Raw genomic sequence first — 16,561 nt, 5'->3', positions numbered from 1 at the left:
CCTCAGCTTGGCGCGTGGCGATGGGCGGCGGCGTAGCGCCCGGTGACGTGATGCTCGAGCTGCCGCTCGATATCGCCCAGCATTGACGAGGCGCCGAGGCGGAAGAGATCCGGCTCCAGCCAGTCTCGCCCCAGCTCCTCGCGCATCAGGATCTGCCAGGCGATGGCATCCTTCGCCGTCTTCATCCCGCCCGCCGGCTTGAAGCCGATGCGCTCGCCGGTGATGGCGCCATAGTCGCGCAGCGCCCGCACCATGGTCAGCGAGACGGGAAGCGTGGCGTTCACCCCCTCCTTGCCGGTCGAGGTCTTGATGAAATCGGCGCCCGCCTGCATCGCCACCATGCTCGCGGCATAGACATTGCCCAGCGTCGCCAGATCGCCGGTGGCGAGGATCGCCTTGAGGTGGGCGTCGCCGCAGGCCTCGCGCATCGCCTTTACCTCGTCGTAAAGCGCCGGCCAGTTGCCGGTCAGCACGTGCTCGCGGGTGATGACGATGTCGATCTCCTGCGCGCCCTGCTGCACCGCCCAGCGGATCTCCTCGAGGCGCAGGGGAAGCGGCATCAGCCCGGCGGGAAAGCCGGTGGCGACAGAGGCGACGGGGATGCCCGTTCCCTCCAGCGCCTCGACGGCATGGGGCACCATGGTCGGGTAGACGCAGACGGCGCCGGTGGTGACCGTGACGCCCAGCGCCTCGGCGATATCGGGGCGGATCGGCTGGCGCGCCTTGGCGCAAAGGCGGCGGACGCGGCCGGCGGTGTCGTCGCCCGCAAGGGTGGTCAGGTCGATGCAGCGGATCGCATTGACCAGCCAGGCCGCCTGGTGCGCCTTCTTCACGCTGCGCCGGGTCGTCAGCTGGGCCGCGCGCTTCTCGGCAGCGCTGCGGTTGACGGCATGACCCTCGAACATCGCCGGCTCCAGCGCGGTGCCGGCATTGCGGGCGTGATGCAGGGCCATCTGCGTGGCGGTCGCGGGCAATGATGTCATCTCGTCCTCCCTTGGGCGCCAGTCTAGCGCGGCGAGGGCCCTCTGGGGAATGCCCCGTGCAGCGCGCGCCGCCGCGTCAGCGGCGGGCCGGCCGAGCGGGGGCTCGATGCCCCCCGAGGCCGGCCCCCTCAGGCCCGGCGCTCGATCGCGGCGACGTCCAGCACTTCGAGGGCCTTGGCCTCGATATCCTCGGCGCCCAGCTTGGCGACGCGGTACATCGCCTCCATCGAGGCCTGGTCGATGAAGCTGTCGGGCAGCGTCATCATGCGGAACTTCAGCCCCGCGTCGAAGGCGCCTTCGTCCGCGAGAAGCTGCGCGACATGGCTGCCGAAGCCGCCGACCGCGCCTTCCTCGATGGTGATCAGCGCGTCGTGATCGCGCGCCAGCCCCAGGATCATCTCGCGGTCCAGCGGCTTGGCAAAGCGCGCATCGGCCACCGTCGCCTCGATCCCGCGCGCGGCCAGCGCCTCGGCGGCCTTCAGCGCCGGTTGCAGCCGGGTGCCAAGGCTCAGCAGGGCAACGCCCCGCCCTTCGCGCACGATGCGGCCCTTGCCGATCTCCAGCGGTTGCGGATCGGCGGGCATCTCGACGCCCACGCCCTCGCCGCGCGGAAAGCGGAAGGCGATCGGCCCCTCGTCATGCGCGGCGGCGGTGGCCACCATGCGCACCAGCTCCGCCTCGTCGGCGGCGGCCATCACGACAAAGCCGGGCAAATTGGACAGATACGCCACGTCGAATGCGCCGGCATGGGTCGCCCCGTCCGCCCCGACAAGGCCCGCGCGGTCGATGGCGAAGCGCACCGGCAGCCGCTGAATCGCCACGTCGTGCACGACCTGGTCGTAACCGCGCTGCAGGAAGGTGGAATAAAGCGCGCAGAAGGGCCGCATTCCCCCCGCCGCGAGGCCCGCGGCAAAGGTCACCGCATGCTGCTCGGCGATACCGACGTCGAAGCCGCGGTCGGCGAAGCGCTCGAGAAAGCCCGAAAGGCCGGTGCCGTCGGGCATGGCGGCGGTCACCGCGCAGATGCGCTTGTCCTCTTCGGCCAGCCCCGTCAGCGCCTTGGCGAAGACCGAGGTATAGGAGGGCGCGTTGCTCTTGGCCTTGGACTTCTCGCCGGTCACCGCGTCGAACTTGGTCGTCGCATGGCCGCGGTCGGCGGCGGATTCGGCGGGGGCGTAGCCCTTGCCCTTCTTGGTGATCGCATGGATCAGAACCGGCCCGTCGGCGCGGGACTTCACCGTGCGCAGCACCGCCAGAAGCTGCTCCATGTCGTGCCCGTCGATCGGGCCGACGTAGGAAAAGCCCAGCTCCTCGAAGAGGGTGCCGCCGACGGCCATGTGCTTGAGCACGTCCTTCGCCCGCTTCGCCCCCTCGCGGAAGGGGCCGGGCAGGAAGTTGACGGCTTCCTTGGCGGCGGACTTCAGCTCCTGGAACGGCGCCCCGGCATAGAGCCGCGAGAGGTAGGAGGACATCGCCCCCACTGGCGGCGCGATGCTCATCTCGTTGTCGTTGAGGATGACGATCAGGCGCTTGTCGAGGTGGCCTGCGTTGTTCATCGCCTCGTAGGCCATGCCCGCGCTCATCGCGCCGTCGCCGATCACCGCGATGCAATCGCCGATACCCGCGTCGTCGATGCCGCGCCCGCCAAGGTCGCGCGCCGCGGCATAGCCCAGCGCCGCCGAAATCGAGGTGGAGCTATGGGCCGCGCCGAAGGGGTCGAAGACGCTTTCCGCCCGCTTGGTGAAGCCGGACAGACCGCCCTCCTGCCGCAGGGTGCGGATGCGGTCCCGGCGGCCGGTCAGGATCTTGTGCGGATAGGCCTGGTGGCTGACGTCCCAGATCAGCCGGTCGCGCGGCGCGTCGAAGATCGCATGCAGCGCTACCGTCAGTTCGATCACGCCGAGGCCCGCGCCCAGATGGCCGCCGGTTTCGCTGACGGCGCTGATCGTCTCGGCCCGCAACTCGTCGGCAAGGTGCCGCAGGTCACTATCGGACAGCTCTGCCATATCGGCGGGGGTCCGGATGCGGTCGAGAAGCGGCGTGCTGGGTCTGCTCATGCGGTACCTAACGCTTGCGTGAAATGACGAAACGCGCGGCATCGCGCAGGGTTTCCGCGTCCGGCCCGTAGGGCGAGAGCGCGTCGCAGGCCTCTTCGACAAGGGCGCTCGCGCGCGCCTGCGCCGCCTTCAGCCCCAGAAGCGAGACGAAGGTGGCCTTGCCGGCATCGGCATCCTTGCCCGTGGCCTTGCCCACCGTGCCGGCATCGCCGGTCACGTCGAGCAGGTCGTCGGCGATCTGGAAGGCCATGCCCAGCGCCCGGCCATAAGTGTCGAGCGGGCCGTCGTCGGCGCCCGCCATCACGGCGCCCGCCCCGGCGGACCAGCGGATCAGCGCGCCGGTCTTTTTGGCCTGAAGGTCGGTGATCTCCTCCAGCGTCAGCGGCGCCTCGGCCGTCTCGGCGGCGATATCCATCGCCTGGCCCAGAACCATCCCCTCGGCGCCGACGGCACTGGCGAAGCCGCGGATCAGCGCGACGACGCGGCTTGGCGGCAGGTCCAGCCCGGCCAGAAGCTCGAAGGACAGGGCCTGCAGCCCGTCGCCGGCCAGGATCGCCGTCGCCTCGTCCCACTGCCGGTGCAGGGTCGGGCGGCCGCGCCGCAGGTCGTCGTCGTCCATGCTGGGCAGATCGTCATGCACCAGAGAATAGGCGTGCAGGCATTCGGCGGCCTGAACCGCGCCGCGCACCGCGCCCTCGTCCAGCCCGTGCAGCCGCGCGCCTTCCAGCACGAGGAAGCCGCGCAGCGCCTTGCCGCCCTCGATGGCATAGCCCATCGGCGCGGCCAGCGGGCCAAGGCGCTCGCCCCGTTCGGGCAGCGCCTCTTCCGCGATGGCGCGGGCGCGGGCAAGGCCGTCGTCGAGCGCGGACATGCCCTCAGCCCTCGAGCGGGGCGGTGCCCTGCGGCTGGCCGCTGGCGTCGAGCGTGATCTTGGCGACCTTTTCCTCGGCCTCGGCGAGCTTCGTCTCGCAGCGCGTCTTCAGCTTGGCGCCGCGCTCATAGAGCGCGATTGACTGCTCCAGCGCCACGTCGCCGCGCTCGAGCTGGCCGACCACGGTCTCAAGCTCGCGGATCGCCTCTTCGAAGCTCATTTCCTCGACGGGTTTCTGCGTCTCGCTCATGCCCCACCTTTCAGCACGTTCACATGCTCCGCGACCCCGGCGGCGAGGGCCGCGAGATCGTATCCGCCCTCAAGTACGGAGACGACGCGCCCGCCGCAACACTCCTCTGCCACCTCCATGATCCGCTCCGTCAGCAGGCCGAAGTCCGCCGCCTCCAGCGTCATGCCGCCCAGCGGGTCGGCTCGGTGACAGTCGAAACCGGCGGAAATGAAGATCATTTCGGGGGCAAAGGCCTCGACCCGGGGCAGGATCGTGCGGTTCCAGGCGCGGCGCAGGGTCGGCCAGTCGGTGCCCGCGGGCAGCGGCACGTTCACCACGTTGTCATCCGCGCCGGTCTCATGCGCGGCGCCGGTGCCGGGAAACAGCGGCGCCTGATGGGACGAACAGAAGAGGATGCGGGGATCGTCCTCGACAAGGTCCTGCGTGCCGTTGCCGTGGTGCACGTCGAAATCGAGGATCGCGACACGGGCCAAACCGTGGTGATCCAGCGCGTATTTCGCCGCCGCCGCGACGGTGCCGAACAGGCAGAAGCCCATCGCCGTCTCGCGTTCCGCGTGGTGGCCCGGCGGGCGCACGGCGGCAAAGGCTGTCTGCGCCTGCCCGCCCAGCACGAGGTCCACCCCCTTCAGCGCGGCGCCGACGCAGCGCCAGGCGGCCTCGAGGCTGCCGGGCGAGAGGAAGGTGTCGCCGTCCAGCGCCACCAGCCCCTCCTCCGGCGCGGCCTCGCGCAGGGCGCGCAGGTGGCTTTCGGGATGGACGCGCAGGATATCGGCCTCGGCCGCCATCGGCGCCTCGTGCCGCTGGAGATCCATGCCGTCGAGCACGGCGAGCACCGTGCGCAGCCGTTCGACGCGCTCGGGGTGGCCCGGCGGCGTATCGTGTCCAAGGCAGGCGGAATGGGTGATGAGGGCTGTGACCATGCCCGCGAGGAAGACCAAAAGACTGGTCGAGGACAAGCCCCGTCCTGACGGCGCATGGCCTTGCCGCAGCGCCGCGCCTGCTCGCCCAGCCGGTTTTTCAGGAACGATTTCCGCTGCCACGCCTTGGGTTGGCAACAACGACTTTGGAGGAAAGACCATGAAAACGACTGGTGCAATTCTTGCCGCAGCCCTGATGGCGTCCACCACCCCCGCGATCGCTCAGGACACGATGTCCGATACCGGTTACGAGACGCCGCAGTGGGATCAACTGATCCGCACCCGCGACATGACGGGCAGCCCCGTCTACACCACGAACGAGGCCTATGACGAAGGCTCCTGGGGCGCGCCGGAAGGCGATTACGCTTGGGGCTGGTCGGGCTATGACGGCGTCGGCGCCGACTGGAACCAGATCGGTGAGATTGAGGATGTTGTCCTTGACCAGTCCGGTTCGCTGCAAGGCGTCGTGGTCGAAGTCGGCGGCTTTCTCGACATCGGCGACAAGCACGTTCTGCTGAACCTGACCGACGTTGACCTGACGCCTTCGGATGACGGCTACGCGCTGATCACGCGCTACAACGAAGAGCAGCTCGAAGAGCTGCCGAGCGTCGACGAAGGCTGGTGGCAATAAGCCCCGATCTTCGATTTGACGAAGACTTGGCCCCCGCAGGATCGCCCTGCGGGGGCTTTTTCTTGTCCGGTGGGCCCCGCCCTAGTCCGGCGCGAGCATGTAGCCCGCGCCGCGGATGGTCTGCAGGTAGCGCGGCTGGCGGGGATCGGCCTCGAACTTGCGGCGCAGGCGGGTGATCTGCACGTCAACGGCGCGTTCCTGCATCTCGCCCTCGCGGCCGGCCTCTCGTCCCAGCTCCCGCGTCAGTTCGGCGCGGCTGACCGGCTCTCCGGGGCGGGCAGAGAAGATGCGCATCAGGGCGCTTTCGGTCGCCGTCAGCCGCACCGGCATATCGCCCTGCCACATCTCGCCGCGCTCGATCTCGTAGCGGATCGCGCCAAGGTGCAGCACGCTGGGGCGCGCGGCCTGCGCCTCTGCGGGCGGCAGGCGGCGCAGGATGGCATTGATGCGCAGCACCAGCTCCTTGGGATCGAAGGGCTTGGGCAGGTAATCGTCGGCCCCCGCCTCGAGACCGGAGATTCGGTCCTGCGTCTCGCTGCGCGCGGTCAGCAGCAGCACCGGCAGGGTCAGGCCCCGCTCCTCGCGCAGGGCGCGGCAGAAGCTGATGCCGTCCTCGCCCGGCATCATCACGTCCAGCACGATCAGGTCGAACTCCAGTCCGGCCAGCAGGCGCCGCGCCTGCGCCGCGTCGCGCGCCGCCGTGACGAGGTAGCCCTCGCGGCGCAGGAACTTGCGCAGTAGCTCGCGCAGGCGCGAATCGTCGTCGACGACCAGAAGATGCGGCCTGTCCATCAGCGGCTCCTAGGGCTCTCCCTTGCGGGCAGTGACATCGTAGTGGTGCCGCAACTCCGGGTCCATCATCGCCTCGAGCACCTCGCGAAAGCCTGCGACGGCGGCCGGGCCGGCGCGCCGGTAGGCCGCGCGCAGCCGCTCGCGCTGCGCATCCGAGAGCGCGCGTTCCAGCGCCTCGCCCTCGGGCGTCAGGTGCAGCCGCCGCTCGCGGCGGTCGCTGGTGCCGATGCGCTGCACCACGAGCCCCTCCTCGACCAGCGTGCGCAGCACGCGGTTCAGCGACTGCTTGGTCACGCCCAGAAGCGTCAGCAAGGTGCCGACCGTGGCGCCGGGGCTGCGGTGGATGAAATGGATCGCGCGGTGATGCGCCCGGCCCAGCCCCCGCTCCTCGAGGATGCGGTCGGGATCGGCGGTGAAGCCGCGGTAGGCGAAATACATCGCCTCGATGCCGCGGCGCAGCTGCTCGTCCGTCAGGAACAGCAGCGCCTGCCCGCCGCGCGTCGTCTCGCCCATCATGCCCCCCTTGCGACTGCTTGCCGGCCCCGCCGCAGAATACGTCAGGGCTGTTGACTGTCCAGTAGCGCGCTGCTACGTCAGGCGCCGAATTTGCGCAACAATATGTCCACATCGGACATTGCAGCGCAAGCATCGCAAATGAAAAGGGGTGCTTCGATGGACGGAGCCTTTGATGACCGCGACGGCACGATCTGGATGGACGGCACGCTGGTGGACTGGCGCGAGGCCAAGGTCCATGTGCTGACCCATGGTCTGCACTACGCCAGCTCCGTCTTCGAAGGAGAGCGCTGCTACAATGGCACGATCTTCAAGGGGCACGAGCACAGCCAGCGGCTGATCCGCTCGGCCGAGCTGATCGACATGGAGCTGCCCTATACCGCCGAGGAGATCGACGCCGCCAAGGACGACATGCTCAAGGCGAACGGCTGGACCGATGCCTATGTCCGCGCCGTCGCCTTCCGCGGCTCGGGCCAGGACATGGGCGTCTCGGCCGCGCGCAACCCGGTGCGGCTGGTCGTCGCCGGCTGGCAATGGGGGAACTACTACGGCGATGCCAAGATGAAGGGCGCCAAGCTCGACATCTCGAAGTGGAAACGCCCCTCGCCCGAGACGATCCCCAGCCAGGCCAAGGCCGCCGGGCTTTACATGATCTGCACCATGTCCAAGCACGCCGCCGAGGCCAAGGGATGCTCGGACGCGATGATGTTCGACTACCGCGGCTATGTCGCCGAGGCGACGGGGGCGAACATCTTCTTCGTCAAGGACGGCGAGGTTCATACCCCTACCGCCGACTGCTTCCTCAACGGGCTGACCCGGCAGACCGTGCTGCAGATGCTGCACGAGCGCGGCGTGACGGTGCACGAGCGGCACATCATGCCCGAGGAGCTGGAAGGCTTCGAGCAGTGCTGGCTGACCGGCACCGCCGCCGAGGTCACCCCCGTCGGGCAGATCGGCGACTACAGCTTCGAGGTCGGGCAGATGACCCGCGACATCGCCGAGGCCTACGAAAAGCTCGTGCGCAGCTAGGGGCGTTGCGCGGGCGGGCGGCGGCGCGTTCGGCGCCGTCAGCCCGCCTTAGGGCCAGGTCGGCAGGCTGCGGGGGATGTCATTCACCTCGCGAGGTCGCCGATGCCCGACACCACCGCCAATCTCGGCCTGCCCGTCCTCCAGCCGGCGCAGGCCCAGAAACACGTCACCCACAACGAGGCGCTGGAGCGGCTGGACGCGCTGGTGATGCCCGTCGTGCAGGACCGGGATCGCACGGCGCCGCCCGCCGAACCCGCCCCCGGCCAGCGCCATATCGTCGCTGCGGGCGCGGCCGGCGCCTGGACCGGGCAGGACGGCGCTGTCGCCGTCTTCTCGAACGGCGGCTGGCTGTTCCTGCGGCCCGCGCCGGGCTGGCAGCTGCGCTGCCTGGCCGAGGATGCGGCGCTGGTCTTCGGCGCCGGCACCTGGTCGGTGGCCGGCAGCACGGGCACCGGCGGCGGCGCGGCGCGGCAGGAGATGCTGGGGCTGAACACCGATGCCGATGCCACCAACAGGCTGGCCGTCGCCGCCGATGCGACGCTGCTGACGCATGAGGGCGCGGGCCACCAGCTGAAGCTGAACAAGGCCGCGCCGGGCGATACCGCGAGCCTTCTGTTCCAGACCGGCTGGTCCGGCCGGGCCGAGATGGGCACCGCCGGCAGCGACGCCTTCGCGATCAAGGTCTCGGCCGATGGCGCGGACTGGTCGCAGGGCGTCGCCTTCGACGGCGCGAGCGGCGCCGCGGCCTTCGGCCCCGGCCTGACCATCGGTGGGGCGACCGCCTATCATAGCGGCAACGTGCTCGGCGCCGTCTCTCTGGACGCAGGCGCCGCCACCGGCGCCCTGCTGGACCGGGGGGAGAGCGCGGATGGCGCCTGGCTGCGGCTGGCCGACGGGACGCAGATCTGCCTCTCGCCCGCGCTGAGCGCTTCGGCGGCGGACCAGCCGCTCGGGGCCCTCTTCACCGCGCCCGAGATCACCTGGACCTTTCCGCGCGCCTTCATCGCCGCGCCTGCGCTGCAGGTTCACTGTAGCGGCGCGGCGGGGCATTGGGCCAATGCCCGGCCCGGTGCCGATGCGGGTGTCTCGGCCCTGATCCAGGGCTTCGCCGCGACGACGCAGGGCACGGGGGCGACATACCGCGCCATGGCCGTGGGGCGCTGGGGCTAAGGCCAGTTGGCGCGCGGGCGGGGGCGGCGCGGGGGGCGCTGCCCCCGAGGCCTGCGGCCTCTCCCCCGGGATATTTTCAAAGAGAAGAAGGGGGCGCGGCTTCAGCCCTTTGCGCCCTGGCCCCGGGCATAGACGTCCTCGTAGCGGATGATGTCGTCCTCGCCGAGGTAGCTGCCGGTCTGCACCTCGATCAGCACCATCGGCACCTTGCCGGGATTCTCCATCCGGTGGACCGAGCCCAAGGGCACGTAGATGGACTGGTTCTCGGTCACCAGCTGCACGGTGCCGTCGACGGTGACGCGGGCGGTGCCGGCGACGACGATCCAGTGCTCTGACCGGTGGTGGTGGCTTTGCAGGCTGAGGGCGGCGCCGGGCTTGACCACGATGCGCTTGACCTGGAAGCGGTCCGAGAGGGCCAGCGTCTCGTAATGGCCCCAGGGGCGGTGATCCATGGCAAAGGCCTCGGCCTGCCGGGCACCGCGCGCCTTCAGCGCCGTCACCGCCTGTTTCACGTCCTGAGCCCGGTCGAGGCGCGCGACGAGCACCGCGTCGGGCATCGCCACGGCGAAGATGCCGTCGAGGCCGATGCCGACCAGCTCCACCTCCGGATCCTCGCTGCGCAGGAGGGTGTTGCGGCAGTCGATGGCCAGCGCGCTGCCGCTCGTGGCGGTGCCGCCCGCCTCTGGCGCCGTCTCGCGCAGCACGGCCTCCCAGCTGCCCAGGTCCGACCAGGCGCCGTCGAAGGGCACGACCGAGAGCGCCTCGGCCTTTTCCATCACCGCGTAGTCGATGGAGTCGTCCGGCAGACGGGCCCAGGGGCCGGGGGCCAGCCTCAGAAAGCCCAGGTCGTGCTGCGCCGCCTCGAGCGCCGCGCGCACCGGGGCCACGATGGCGGGGGCATGCCGGTCGAAGGCCGCGACGATGTCCTTTGCCGCGAAGAGGAAGATCCCGGCGTTCCAGCGATAGGCGCCATCGGCCAGCATCCTCTCGGCCTCGGCCAGGGCCGGCTTCTCGACGAAGGCCTCGAGCGGGACGGGGCCGCCGCTGCCGTCCGGGGCCTGGGCGAGGTGCAGGTAGCCGTAGCCCGTCTCGGGGCGGTCGGGACGGATGCCGAAGGTCACCAGACGCCCCTCGGTCACGGCCTGCATCCCCTGCGCCACGGCGGCGCGGAACGCCGCCGCATCCGGGATCAGGTGGTCCGAGGGCGCGACCAGCAGCACCGCCTCGGGGTCCTGCGCCTGCGCATGCAGAGCGGCGGCCAGCACGGCGGGGGCGGTGTTCTTCGCCTCGGGCTCGATCACCACGGGGCCGGGATCGACGCCCACCTCCTGCAGCTGCTCGGTCACGATGAAGCGGAAATCGGCGCCGGTCACGATCGCCGGCGGGGTGAACCGCAGCCCATCCGCGCCCTCGCCCGAGAGGCGCCGGGCGCAGGACTGGAACAGGCTCTCCTCGCCGATCAGGCGCGCGAACTGCTTGGGGTAGCTCTTGCGCGACAGCGGCCAGAGGCGGGTGCCGGAGCCGCCGCTGAGGATGACGGGGGTGATCTGGGTCATGGGCCCTCGCGCGTTGTGTCGGCGCCCCCGCAAAGGGGCCCCCCCAGTCGGCGGGAGCCGCCGCGGGAAGTCAAGGAGCGCAGGTGCGTCAGTGTCTTGCGTCCCGCGCCGCCTTGCCCCGCGGCCACGCCCGGCGCTAGGGTCACACCGATGGACGCGGCCCCGAAGGAGTGATCATGCCCCCGAAATTCGGCACCAGCGGGTTGCGCGGCCTTGTCACCGAGCTGACGGACGCGCTTGTCGCCGCGCATGTGCGGGCCTTCCTCGCCGCCTGCCCGCATGGCGGCGGGGTCCATGTCGGGCGCGACCTGCGCGCCAGTTCCCCGAGGATCGGCCAGACTGTTCTCGCGGCGGTGCGCGAGGCGGGCCTCGAGGCCACCGATTGCGGCGCCGTGCCGACCCCGGCGCTGGCGCTGGCGGCGATGGGGCGGGGGCAGGCGGCGATCATGGTCACCGGCAGCCATATCCCGGACGACCGCAACGGGCTGAAGTTCTACCTGCCGACCGGCGAGATCGCCAAGAGCGACGAGGCCGCGATCCTCGCCGCGCTGGAACAGGCCGAAACCGGGGGCGGCACGACCGGCCCCCTGCAGGAGGACCCCGGCTGCGGCGCCGCCTATGCGACGCGCTATACCGAGGCCTTCGGCCCGCGGGCGCTGGAGGGGCTGCGGATCGGCGTCTACCAGCACAGCTCCGTCGCGCGGGACCTGCTGGCCGAGGTGCTGCAGGCGCTGGGGGCGGTTTGCGTGCCCTTGGCGCGGTCCGAGGTCTTCGTGCCCGTCGACACCGAGGCGGTGGACCCGGCGCTGCGCGACCTGCTTCCCGCCTGGACGGCGCAGCATGGCCTTGATGCCGTGGTCTCGACCGATGGCGACGGCGACAGGCCGCTGCTGGCGGATGGCGCCGGGCAGGTGCTGCCGGGCGACGTGCTGGGGCCGCTGACGGCGCGGATGCTGGGGGCGAAGGCCCTCGTCACGCCGGTCTCCTCGAACACGCTGGTCGAGGCGATGGGCGATTTCGCGGTGACCCGCACGCGCATCGGCTCGCCCCATGTCATCGCCGGGATGGAGGCGGCGCTGCGGGACGACCCGCAGGCCCGCGTCGCGGGCTACGAGGCGAACGGCGGCTTCCTCCTCGGGTTCGAGGCGCAGGGCCCCGCCGGGCCGCTGCCGCCGCTGATGACGCGCGATGCGCTGCTGCCGCTGATCGCGCCCCTCGCCGCCGCCCGCGCGGCGGGGCAGAGCCTGGCGCAGCTGGCCGCCGCCCTGCCCGCGCGCTTCACCGCCTCGGGCCGGGTCACCGGCATCGACACGCAGGCCGCCGCCGCCCTTATCGCCGCGCTCGAGGCAGAGCCGGAGGCGCGGGCGGCCTTCTTCGAGACCGGGGCGCCGGAACAGGCGCTCGACCTGACGGACGGGCTGCGGGTGCTGTTCGAAAGCGGCGAGGTGGTGCATCTGCGCCCCTCGGGCAATGCGCCCGAGATGCGCTGCTACGCCGAGGCCGCCAGCGCGCCCCGCGCCGAGGCGCTGATGACGGCCCACCTCGACCGGCTGGACCAGAGGCTGTCGCGGGGCTGAGCCGGGCTGCCCTGCACGATCGCCCTTGATCTGCGGCGGCAACGCGGCATCTGGGGGACATGACAGATCAAGATGACAGGCCGCGGCAGGCCCCCGGCACCGGCAGCGATGACGACCTGTCCGAGGAGGAGGCCCCCTCTTCGGTCAAGGTGCGGGACGAGGCCGAGGACAAGGCCGTCGATCAGGCCTCTCACCTGACGGCGCGGCTGGTCTACCACGTCGTGCTGCGGCAGGGCGAGGAAGAGCTGAAGCGGCCCTGGCGGTCGCTGATCTTCTCGGGCATCGCGGCGGGGATGCTGATCTCGGCCTCGGTGCTGGGCGAATCGATCTTCCGCGCCTACCTGCCCGACGCCACCTGGCGCCCGCTGGTCGAGAACCTGGGCTACAGCATCGGCTTCCTGCTGGTGATCCTCAGCCGGATGCAGCTGTTCACCGAGAACGTCATCACCACCGTCCTGCCGCTGCTGACCCGGCCGAGGCCGAAGATGGCCTATTACGTCGCGCGGCTCTGGCTGACCGTGCTGGTGGCCAATGCCGTCGGCTGCGCCATCGCGGCGGCCTTCTTCGCGCTGACGCCGGCGCTGGCACCCGAGGTCGTCTCGGCCATGGCGGCGATCTCGGATCACGCCACGGGGACCGGCGCCACGATGAGCTTCGTCAAGGGAATCCCGGCGGGCATCCTGATCGCCGCGCTGGTCTGGATGCTGTCATCGGGCGAGCATGAGGCCTTCTGGATCATCATGCTCTTCACCTGGCTGATCGCGGCGGGGGATTTCACCCATATCATCGCCGGCACGGTCGAGATGGTATTCCTGCTGATCCGCGGAGAGCTGGGCTGGATGCATGCCGCCTTCGGCTTCTGGCTGCCGGTGCTGGCGGGCAATATCGTCGGCGGCACGGCGGTCTTCACGATGACCGCCTGGGGCCAGGTCCGCGAAGAGATCGTCAGCGACCGCATTCCCGACCCGGTCGAGGGGCAGAGGCCCCGCGTCCTCTAGCCGTTCCAGGTCATCGCCTTGCGGGCGCGGCCGCGCGGCAGGGCCAGCCAGCGCTCGCGCAGGATGATCAGCACGCCGGCGGTGATGATGATCGCCGCCCCCACCAGCATCGGCCCGGTCGGCACCTCGGAGAAGACGAGGTAGCCGATCACGATGGCCAGCAGCATCGAGACGTAGTCGAAGGGCGCGATGACCGAGGCATCGGCATAGCGATAGCTCGAGGTCATCAGGATCTGCGCGATTCCGCCGCTGATCCCGGCCATGACCAGCATCGCGGCCTCGGCCGGCGTCGGCCAGACCCAGCCGAAGGGCAGCGTCAGCAGTGAGAGCATCGTCGCGGTGATCGAGAACCAGAAGACGATGGCGGCGGTGCTTTCCGTCTCGGTCATGCGGCGCACGAAGACCTGCGCCAGCGCGGCGCAGATCGCGCCGGCCAGCGCGACGACGGCGCCCAGCGCCTCGGTCGGCTGGATCGGCCCGGCGCCCAGCGAGAGGCGCGGCGACAGGACGATCATCACGCCGACAAGGCCAAGGGCCACCATCGACAGCCGGAACAGGCGCACCTTCTCGGCGAGGAACATCGCCGCCAGCACCACCACCAGCAGCGGCGCGGCATAGCCGATCGCCGTCACCTCGGGCAGCGGCAGCAGGCCAAGGGCGGCAAAGTTGAAGGCCATGGCCGTCGTGCCGACGATCCCGCGCCAGAGGTGGCTCATCGGTGCCGCCGTCTCGAGGCCGTGGCGCAGCTGGCCCAGCATCAGCAGCCACACAAGGATCACCGGCGCCGCGAAGAAGGAGCGGAAGAAGACCGCCTGGCCCGGCGGCACATGGCCCGAGGTCGCCTTGATCAGGCTCGCCATGCACACGAAGATGCAGACCGAGAGAACCTTGAGAAAGATGCCCTTCAGCGGCTGGTCCCGCCGCGGGGCAGTCTCGGCGGGGGTCGTCTCGGGAGCGGGCATGGGGAGGGGGCCTTTCGTTGCGCGCACTCTAGCGAAGCGGCCAGTGGCGGCAAGGCGCCCGGGTCAGCCCGCCGCCGGGTCGAGCGGCCCGGTGCTGCGCGACAGCACCAGCGCCACCCCGGCGGCGCCGGCGCGGGCGCGGGCCATCGTGGTCAGTTCTTCCCAGTCGGCATCGGGAACGGGGCGCTCGCTGCGGCAATGCAGGGCGACGGCGCCGCCCGGCGCGGGCTCGGCGGTCAGGCGGACGCGGCCGCAGGCGGCAAGCTCGGTCTCGATCAGGATGCGCGGCTCGGGTTCCGCCTGCTGGCGCATCTCGGCCTGGTGCGGAACGCCCCCCAGGTCGAAGAGAATCGCCTCCGGCGGCGCGGTGTCTTGCGCATCGGGCTCGCGCTCGGGGGTCGAGGGGTCGCGCCGGCCTTGGTCCTCCGGCGGCGCATCCTCGCCTTCCCGGCGCGGGTCCGGACGACCGCGCGCCAGCCGGCGCAGCGGCGCGGCCTGATGCAGCGGCAGAAGATGCAGAAGCACCGCCTGAACGGCGGCCAGGGGCATCAGCCCGGCCGCGGCGCCCCCTGCGGCCTGGGCCGCGGGGGCGGGCGCCGCGGGCTCTGCCGTCCGGCGCAGGGCCGCGGCCCCCTGCCCCTGTCGCAGGCTCTCGGTCGCCATGGCGAGCGCGGCGAGCCCCGAGAGACCGCCGCGCGGCGGCGCCATGGACTGGGCGGGCTGTGGCGCCGATCCGGCGGGCGCCTCGGGGGCCACCCGCAGGCGCGCGGTGCCGCCGTCCAGCCGCAGGCGCAGGCTGGCGCCGGCGGCCAGCGCCGGCATCAACGGACCGGCAGCGCCGCGCAGCACGATCTCGGCCCCCGCCGCCTCCAGCGTGACGAGGCCGCCTGCCGCCGGCGCGGTGACCGTCGCGGGGACCCAGCTCCCCCTCGCGGGATGCGCCGCGGGCACCTGCCCGACGAGCCTCAGCGCCGCCTCGACCGGCGCGGAGGCGGCGGCCCCGGCGGCAGCACTCCCGGCAGAGAAGCCCCCGCCGGCGGGGTTGCCGGCAGGCCCGCCACCCAGTCCCTGCCCCTGCCCCGCAGCACGTCCGCCCGCGAGCCCGGTCAGCCCCGCCAGCCCGGCAAGCCCCGGCAGGATCGGCAGGATCGGCGGCAGGCTCATTCGATCAGCTCGTCTTCGTCGTCAAGCGGCAGGCGGATCACCTCCTGCTCGGCCAGGTCCTTGGCGAGGTCGACCATCGCCACCTGCGCCGCCCGAACCTCGCGCCCGCGCACGGGGCCCATCGTGTTCATCTCGTCCAGCAGCATGTCGCGGGTCCGCGCCGGCAGCGCGGCCAGGAAGGTGTCGCGCAGCTCCTTCTCGGCGCCGCGCAGGGCCAGAGGCAGCATGCTTCCCTCCATCCCGCGCATCACGCGGGCCAGATCCTGCATGTCCAGCTTGGCAAGGTCGGCGAAGGTGAACATGCGCTGCTTGATCGCGAAGAAGCGTTCGGGATGCCGCTCCTCGAGAACCGGCGCGATCTTGTCGAAGGCCTCGCGGTCGAGCTTGTTGAAAAGGTCGGCCATGCGCTGCTGCGTGTCGCCGCCGCTCGAACGGCTGGCCGATCCGATCACCTCCTGCTGCAGCGTCTCTTCGATCTGGCGCATCATGTGCAGCGGTACGGCATCCATCGTCATCATCCGCTCGGCCACCTCCTGCATCTTGTCGGGGCCCAGCATCGGCAGCACCTTGGCCGCGACGTCGGGCGCGACATTCGTCAGGATCGCGGCGGCGGTCTGCTCGTGCTCGCCGCGCAGGTAGTTCGCGATCACGCTCTCGTTCAGGGCCGAGAAGCGGTCCCACATGCCCCTGTTCTCGTTCCGCCGGCCGCGGACCTGGTTCATGATCTGCGTCACCTGCGCCTCGGGCAGGAAGCCGCGCAGCATCCCCTCGGCCACCGCGAAGGAGCCGTAGACCTCGCCGCCCTCGGTGACGTGGTAGGTGAATTCCTCCATCACCTCCTCGACGACCTCGGCCGGGATCGACCCGAGGCCCGCCATCGCGCGGGTGATGGTCTGGATATCGGCCTCGGACAGCTTCTGCATCAGGGCGGTGCCCCGCTTCTCGCCGAGGCAGAGGAACAGGATCGCCGCCTTCTCGGGGCCGGCGAGGGCGCGCGCCTCGCGGCGGGCGCGCGCACTGCCCGAGCGTCCGCCAAACGGGGCAGGCAGCACAGAGCCGGCCTCGGCCGCCTCGAAAGTATCCTTGGGCAT

Annotated in this window: 16 protein-coding genes; 5 read left to right on the top strand and 11 right to left on the bottom strand. The window is 71.1% G+C overall.

The genetic code is table 11. The features are described 5' to 3' along the window. Positions 1-2: 2 nt before the first annotated feature. The 5 genes from deoC to DFP88_RS06290 all read right to left on the bottom strand — a co-directional run bounded on the left by deoC (position 3) and on the right by DFP88_RS06290 (position 5,081). The gene (deoC, locus tag DFP88_RS06310) at positions 3-983 is read right to left on the bottom strand and encodes a deoxyribose-phosphate aldolase (RefSeq protein ID WP_181418575.1); all 981 of its coding nucleotides are present in this window, start codon (positions 981-983) and stop codon (positions 3-5) included. A 128-nt stretch (positions 984-1,111) separates the two neighbouring features. Beyond that, on the bottom strand, positions 1,112-3,040 hold the full coding sequence (gene dxs, locus DFP88_RS06305; RefSeq protein ID WP_110813613.1) for a 1-deoxy-D-xylulose-5-phosphate synthase: 1,929 nt from the start codon (positions 3,038-3,040) through the stop codon (positions 1,112-1,114). A 7-nt stretch (positions 3,041-3,047) separates the two neighbouring features. After that, positions 3,048-3,911: a polyprenyl synthetase family protein gene (locus DFP88_RS06300; protein ID WP_110813612.1), complete on the bottom strand. Its 864-nt coding sequence runs from the start codon at positions 3,909-3,911 to the stop codon at positions 3,048-3,050. Between the two features lie 4 nt (positions 3,912-3,915). Further along, positions 3,916-4,161, bottom strand: coding sequence for an exodeoxyribonuclease VII small subunit (locus tag DFP88_RS06295; protein WP_110813611.1), 246 nt, complete (start codon positions 4,159-4,161; stop codon positions 3,916-3,918). Then, the gene (locus tag DFP88_RS06290) at positions 4,158-5,081 is read right to left on the bottom strand and encodes a histone deacetylase family protein (RefSeq protein ID WP_110814162.1); all 924 of its coding nucleotides are present in this window, start codon (positions 5,079-5,081) and stop codon (positions 4,158-4,160) included. Before DFP88_RS06290 ends, DFP88_RS06295 begins: the two co-directional genes overlap by 4 nt. Before the next feature lie 193 nt (positions 5,082-5,274). Here DFP88_RS06290 and DFP88_RS06285 point away from each other — a divergent pair, with 193 nt between their 5' ends. Continuing rightward, positions 5,275-5,709 carry a PRC-barrel domain-containing protein gene (locus DFP88_RS06285; RefSeq protein WP_245904718.1) on the top strand — a complete coding sequence of 145 codons (435 nt, stop codon included), beginning with the start codon at positions 5,275-5,277 and terminating at the stop codon, positions 5,707-5,709. An 81-nt stretch (positions 5,710-5,790) separates the two neighbouring features. On the opposite strand, the gene DFP88_RS06280 is transcribed toward DFP88_RS06285, so the two are convergent. Together DFP88_RS06280 and DFP88_RS06275 are read right to left on the bottom strand one after the other, a co-directional pair. Continuing rightward, positions 5,791-6,501: a response regulator gene (locus DFP88_RS06280; RefSeq protein WP_110813609.1), complete on the bottom strand. Its 711-nt coding sequence runs from the start codon at positions 6,499-6,501 to the stop codon at positions 5,791-5,793. A gap of 9 nt (positions 6,502-6,510) precedes the next feature. Next, positions 6,511-7,014 carry a MarR family winged helix-turn-helix transcriptional regulator gene (locus DFP88_RS06275; RefSeq protein ID WP_245904717.1) on the bottom strand — a complete coding sequence of 168 codons (504 nt, stop codon included), beginning with the start codon at positions 7,012-7,014 and terminating at the stop codon, positions 6,511-6,513. A gap of 159 nt (positions 7,015-7,173) precedes the next feature. On the opposite strand from DFP88_RS06275, the gene DFP88_RS06270 reads away from it, so the two are divergent. Both DFP88_RS06270 and DFP88_RS06265 read left to right on the top strand, forming a co-directional pair. Then, positions 7,174-8,043, top strand: a complete 870-nt coding sequence (locus DFP88_RS06270; RefSeq protein WP_110813607.1) for a branched-chain amino acid aminotransferase — start codon at positions 7,174-7,176, stop codon at positions 8,041-8,043. Positions 8,044-8,145: 102 nt separating this feature from the next. After that, on the top strand, positions 8,146-9,213 hold the full coding sequence (locus DFP88_RS06265; protein ID WP_110813606.1) for a DUF2793 domain-containing protein: 1,068 nt from the start codon (positions 8,146-8,148) through the stop codon (positions 9,211-9,213). 101 nt (positions 9,214-9,314) lie between these two features. Here DFP88_RS06265 and DFP88_RS06260 read toward each other — a convergent pair whose 3' ends face one another. Then, positions 9,315-10,769: a mannose-1-phosphate guanylyltransferase/mannose-6-phosphate isomerase gene (locus DFP88_RS06260; protein ID WP_110813605.1), complete on the bottom strand. Its 1,455-nt coding sequence runs from the start codon at positions 10,767-10,769 to the stop codon at positions 9,315-9,317. Between the two features lie 176 nt (positions 10,770-10,945). On the opposite strand from DFP88_RS06260, the gene DFP88_RS06255 reads away from it, so the two are divergent. Next, on the top strand, positions 10,946-12,346 hold the full coding sequence (locus tag DFP88_RS06255) for a phosphomannomutase (RefSeq protein WP_110813604.1): 1,401 nt from the start codon (positions 10,946-10,948) through the stop codon (positions 12,344-12,346). A 59-nt stretch (positions 12,347-12,405) separates the two neighbouring features. Then, on the top strand, positions 12,406-13,344 hold the full coding sequence (locus DFP88_RS06250; RefSeq protein ID WP_110813603.1) for a formate/nitrite transporter family protein: 939 nt from the start codon (positions 12,406-12,408) through the stop codon (positions 13,342-13,344). On the opposite strand, the gene DFP88_RS06245 is transcribed toward DFP88_RS06250, so the two are convergent. From DFP88_RS06245 to DFP88_RS06235, 3 genes are all read right to left on the bottom strand, one after another. Continuing rightward, positions 13,341-14,306, bottom strand: a complete 966-nt coding sequence (locus tag DFP88_RS06245; protein ID WP_110813602.1) for a DMT family transporter — start codon at positions 14,304-14,306, stop codon at positions 13,341-13,343. The genes DFP88_RS06250 and DFP88_RS06245 overlap by 4 nt on opposite strands. Positions 14,307-14,369: 63 nt before the next feature. Then, positions 14,370-15,470: a hypothetical protein gene (locus tag DFP88_RS06240; RefSeq protein WP_110813601.1), complete on the bottom strand. Its 1,101-nt coding sequence runs from the start codon at positions 15,468-15,470 to the stop codon at positions 14,370-14,372. Beyond that, the gene (locus DFP88_RS06235) at positions 15,467-16,561 is read right to left on the bottom strand and encodes a flagellar motor switch protein FliG (protein WP_110813600.1); all 1,095 of its coding nucleotides are present in this window, start codon (positions 16,559-16,561) and stop codon (positions 15,467-15,469) included. The genes DFP88_RS06240 and DFP88_RS06235 overlap by 4 nt, the downstream gene beginning before the upstream one ends.

It is taken from the genome of Pseudoroseicyclus aestuarii (assembly GCF_003217255.1).
In the GTDB taxonomy this organism is placed as follows: domain Bacteria; phylum Pseudomonadota; class Alphaproteobacteria; order Rhodobacterales; family Rhodobacteraceae; genus Pseudoroseicyclus; species Pseudoroseicyclus aestuarii.
This window is presented reverse-complemented; position numbering and strand designations above follow the sequence as displayed.

What these genes read in the sequence shown, in the direction of transcription:
- deoC (WP_181418575.1), bottom strand. Translation starts at nt 983, where the DNA reads ATGACATCATTGCCCGCGACCGCCACGCAGATGGCCCTGCATCACGCC.
- DFP88_RS06300 (WP_110813612.1), bottom strand. Translation starts at nt 3,911, where the DNA reads ATGTCCGCGCTCGACGACGGCCTTGCCCGCGCCCGCGCCATCGCGGAA.
- DFP88_RS06295 (WP_110813611.1), bottom strand. Translation starts at nt 4,161, where the DNA reads ATGAGCGAGACGCAGAAACCCGTCGAGGAAATGAGCTTCGAAGAGGCG.
- DFP88_RS06255 (WP_110813604.1), top strand. Translation starts at nt 10,946, where the DNA reads ATGCCCCCGAAATTCGGCACCAGCGGGTTGCGCGGCCTTGTCACCGAG.
- DFP88_RS06240 (WP_110813601.1), bottom strand. Translation starts at nt 15,470, where the DNA reads ATGAGCCTGCCGCCGATCCTGCCGATCCTGCCGGGGCTTGCCGGGCTG.
- DFP88_RS06235 (WP_110813600.1), bottom strand. Translation starts at nt 16,561, where the DNA reads ATGCCCAAGGATACTTTCGAGGCGGCCGAGGCCGGCTCTGTGCTGCCT.
- DFP88_RS06275 (WP_245904717.1), bottom strand. Translation starts at nt 7,014, where the DNA reads ATGGGCGAGACGACGCGCGGCGGGCAGGCGCTGCTGTTCCTGACGGAC.
- dxs (WP_110813613.1), bottom strand. Translation starts at nt 3,040, where the DNA reads ATGAGCAGACCCAGCACGCCGCTTCTCGACCGCATCCGGACCCCCGCC.
- DFP88_RS06270 (WP_110813607.1), top strand. Translation starts at nt 7,174, where the DNA reads ATGGACGGAGCCTTTGATGACCGCGACGGCACGATCTGGATGGACGGC.
- DFP88_RS06265 (WP_110813606.1), top strand. Translation starts at nt 8,146, where the DNA reads ATGCCCGACACCACCGCCAATCTCGGCCTGCCCGTCCTCCAGCCGGCG.
- DFP88_RS06245 (WP_110813602.1), bottom strand. Translation starts at nt 14,306, where the DNA reads ATGCCCGCTCCCGAGACGACCCCCGCCGAGACTGCCCCGCGGCGGGAC.
- DFP88_RS06260 (WP_110813605.1), bottom strand. Translation starts at nt 10,769, where the DNA reads ATGACCCAGATCACCCCCGTCATCCTCAGCGGCGGCTCCGGCACCCGC.
- DFP88_RS06290 (WP_110814162.1), bottom strand. Translation starts at nt 5,081, where the DNA reads ATGGTCACAGCCCTCATCACCCATTCCGCCTGCCTTGGACACGATACG.
- DFP88_RS06250 (WP_110813603.1), top strand. Translation starts at nt 12,406, where the DNA reads ATGACAGATCAAGATGACAGGCCGCGGCAGGCCCCCGGCACCGGCAGC.
- DFP88_RS06280 (WP_110813609.1), bottom strand. Translation starts at nt 6,501, where the DNA reads ATGGACAGGCCGCATCTTCTGGTCGTCGACGACGATTCGCGCCTGCGC.
- DFP88_RS06285 (WP_245904718.1), top strand. Translation starts at nt 5,275, where the DNA reads ATGGCGTCCACCACCCCCGCGATCGCTCAGGACACGATGTCCGATACC.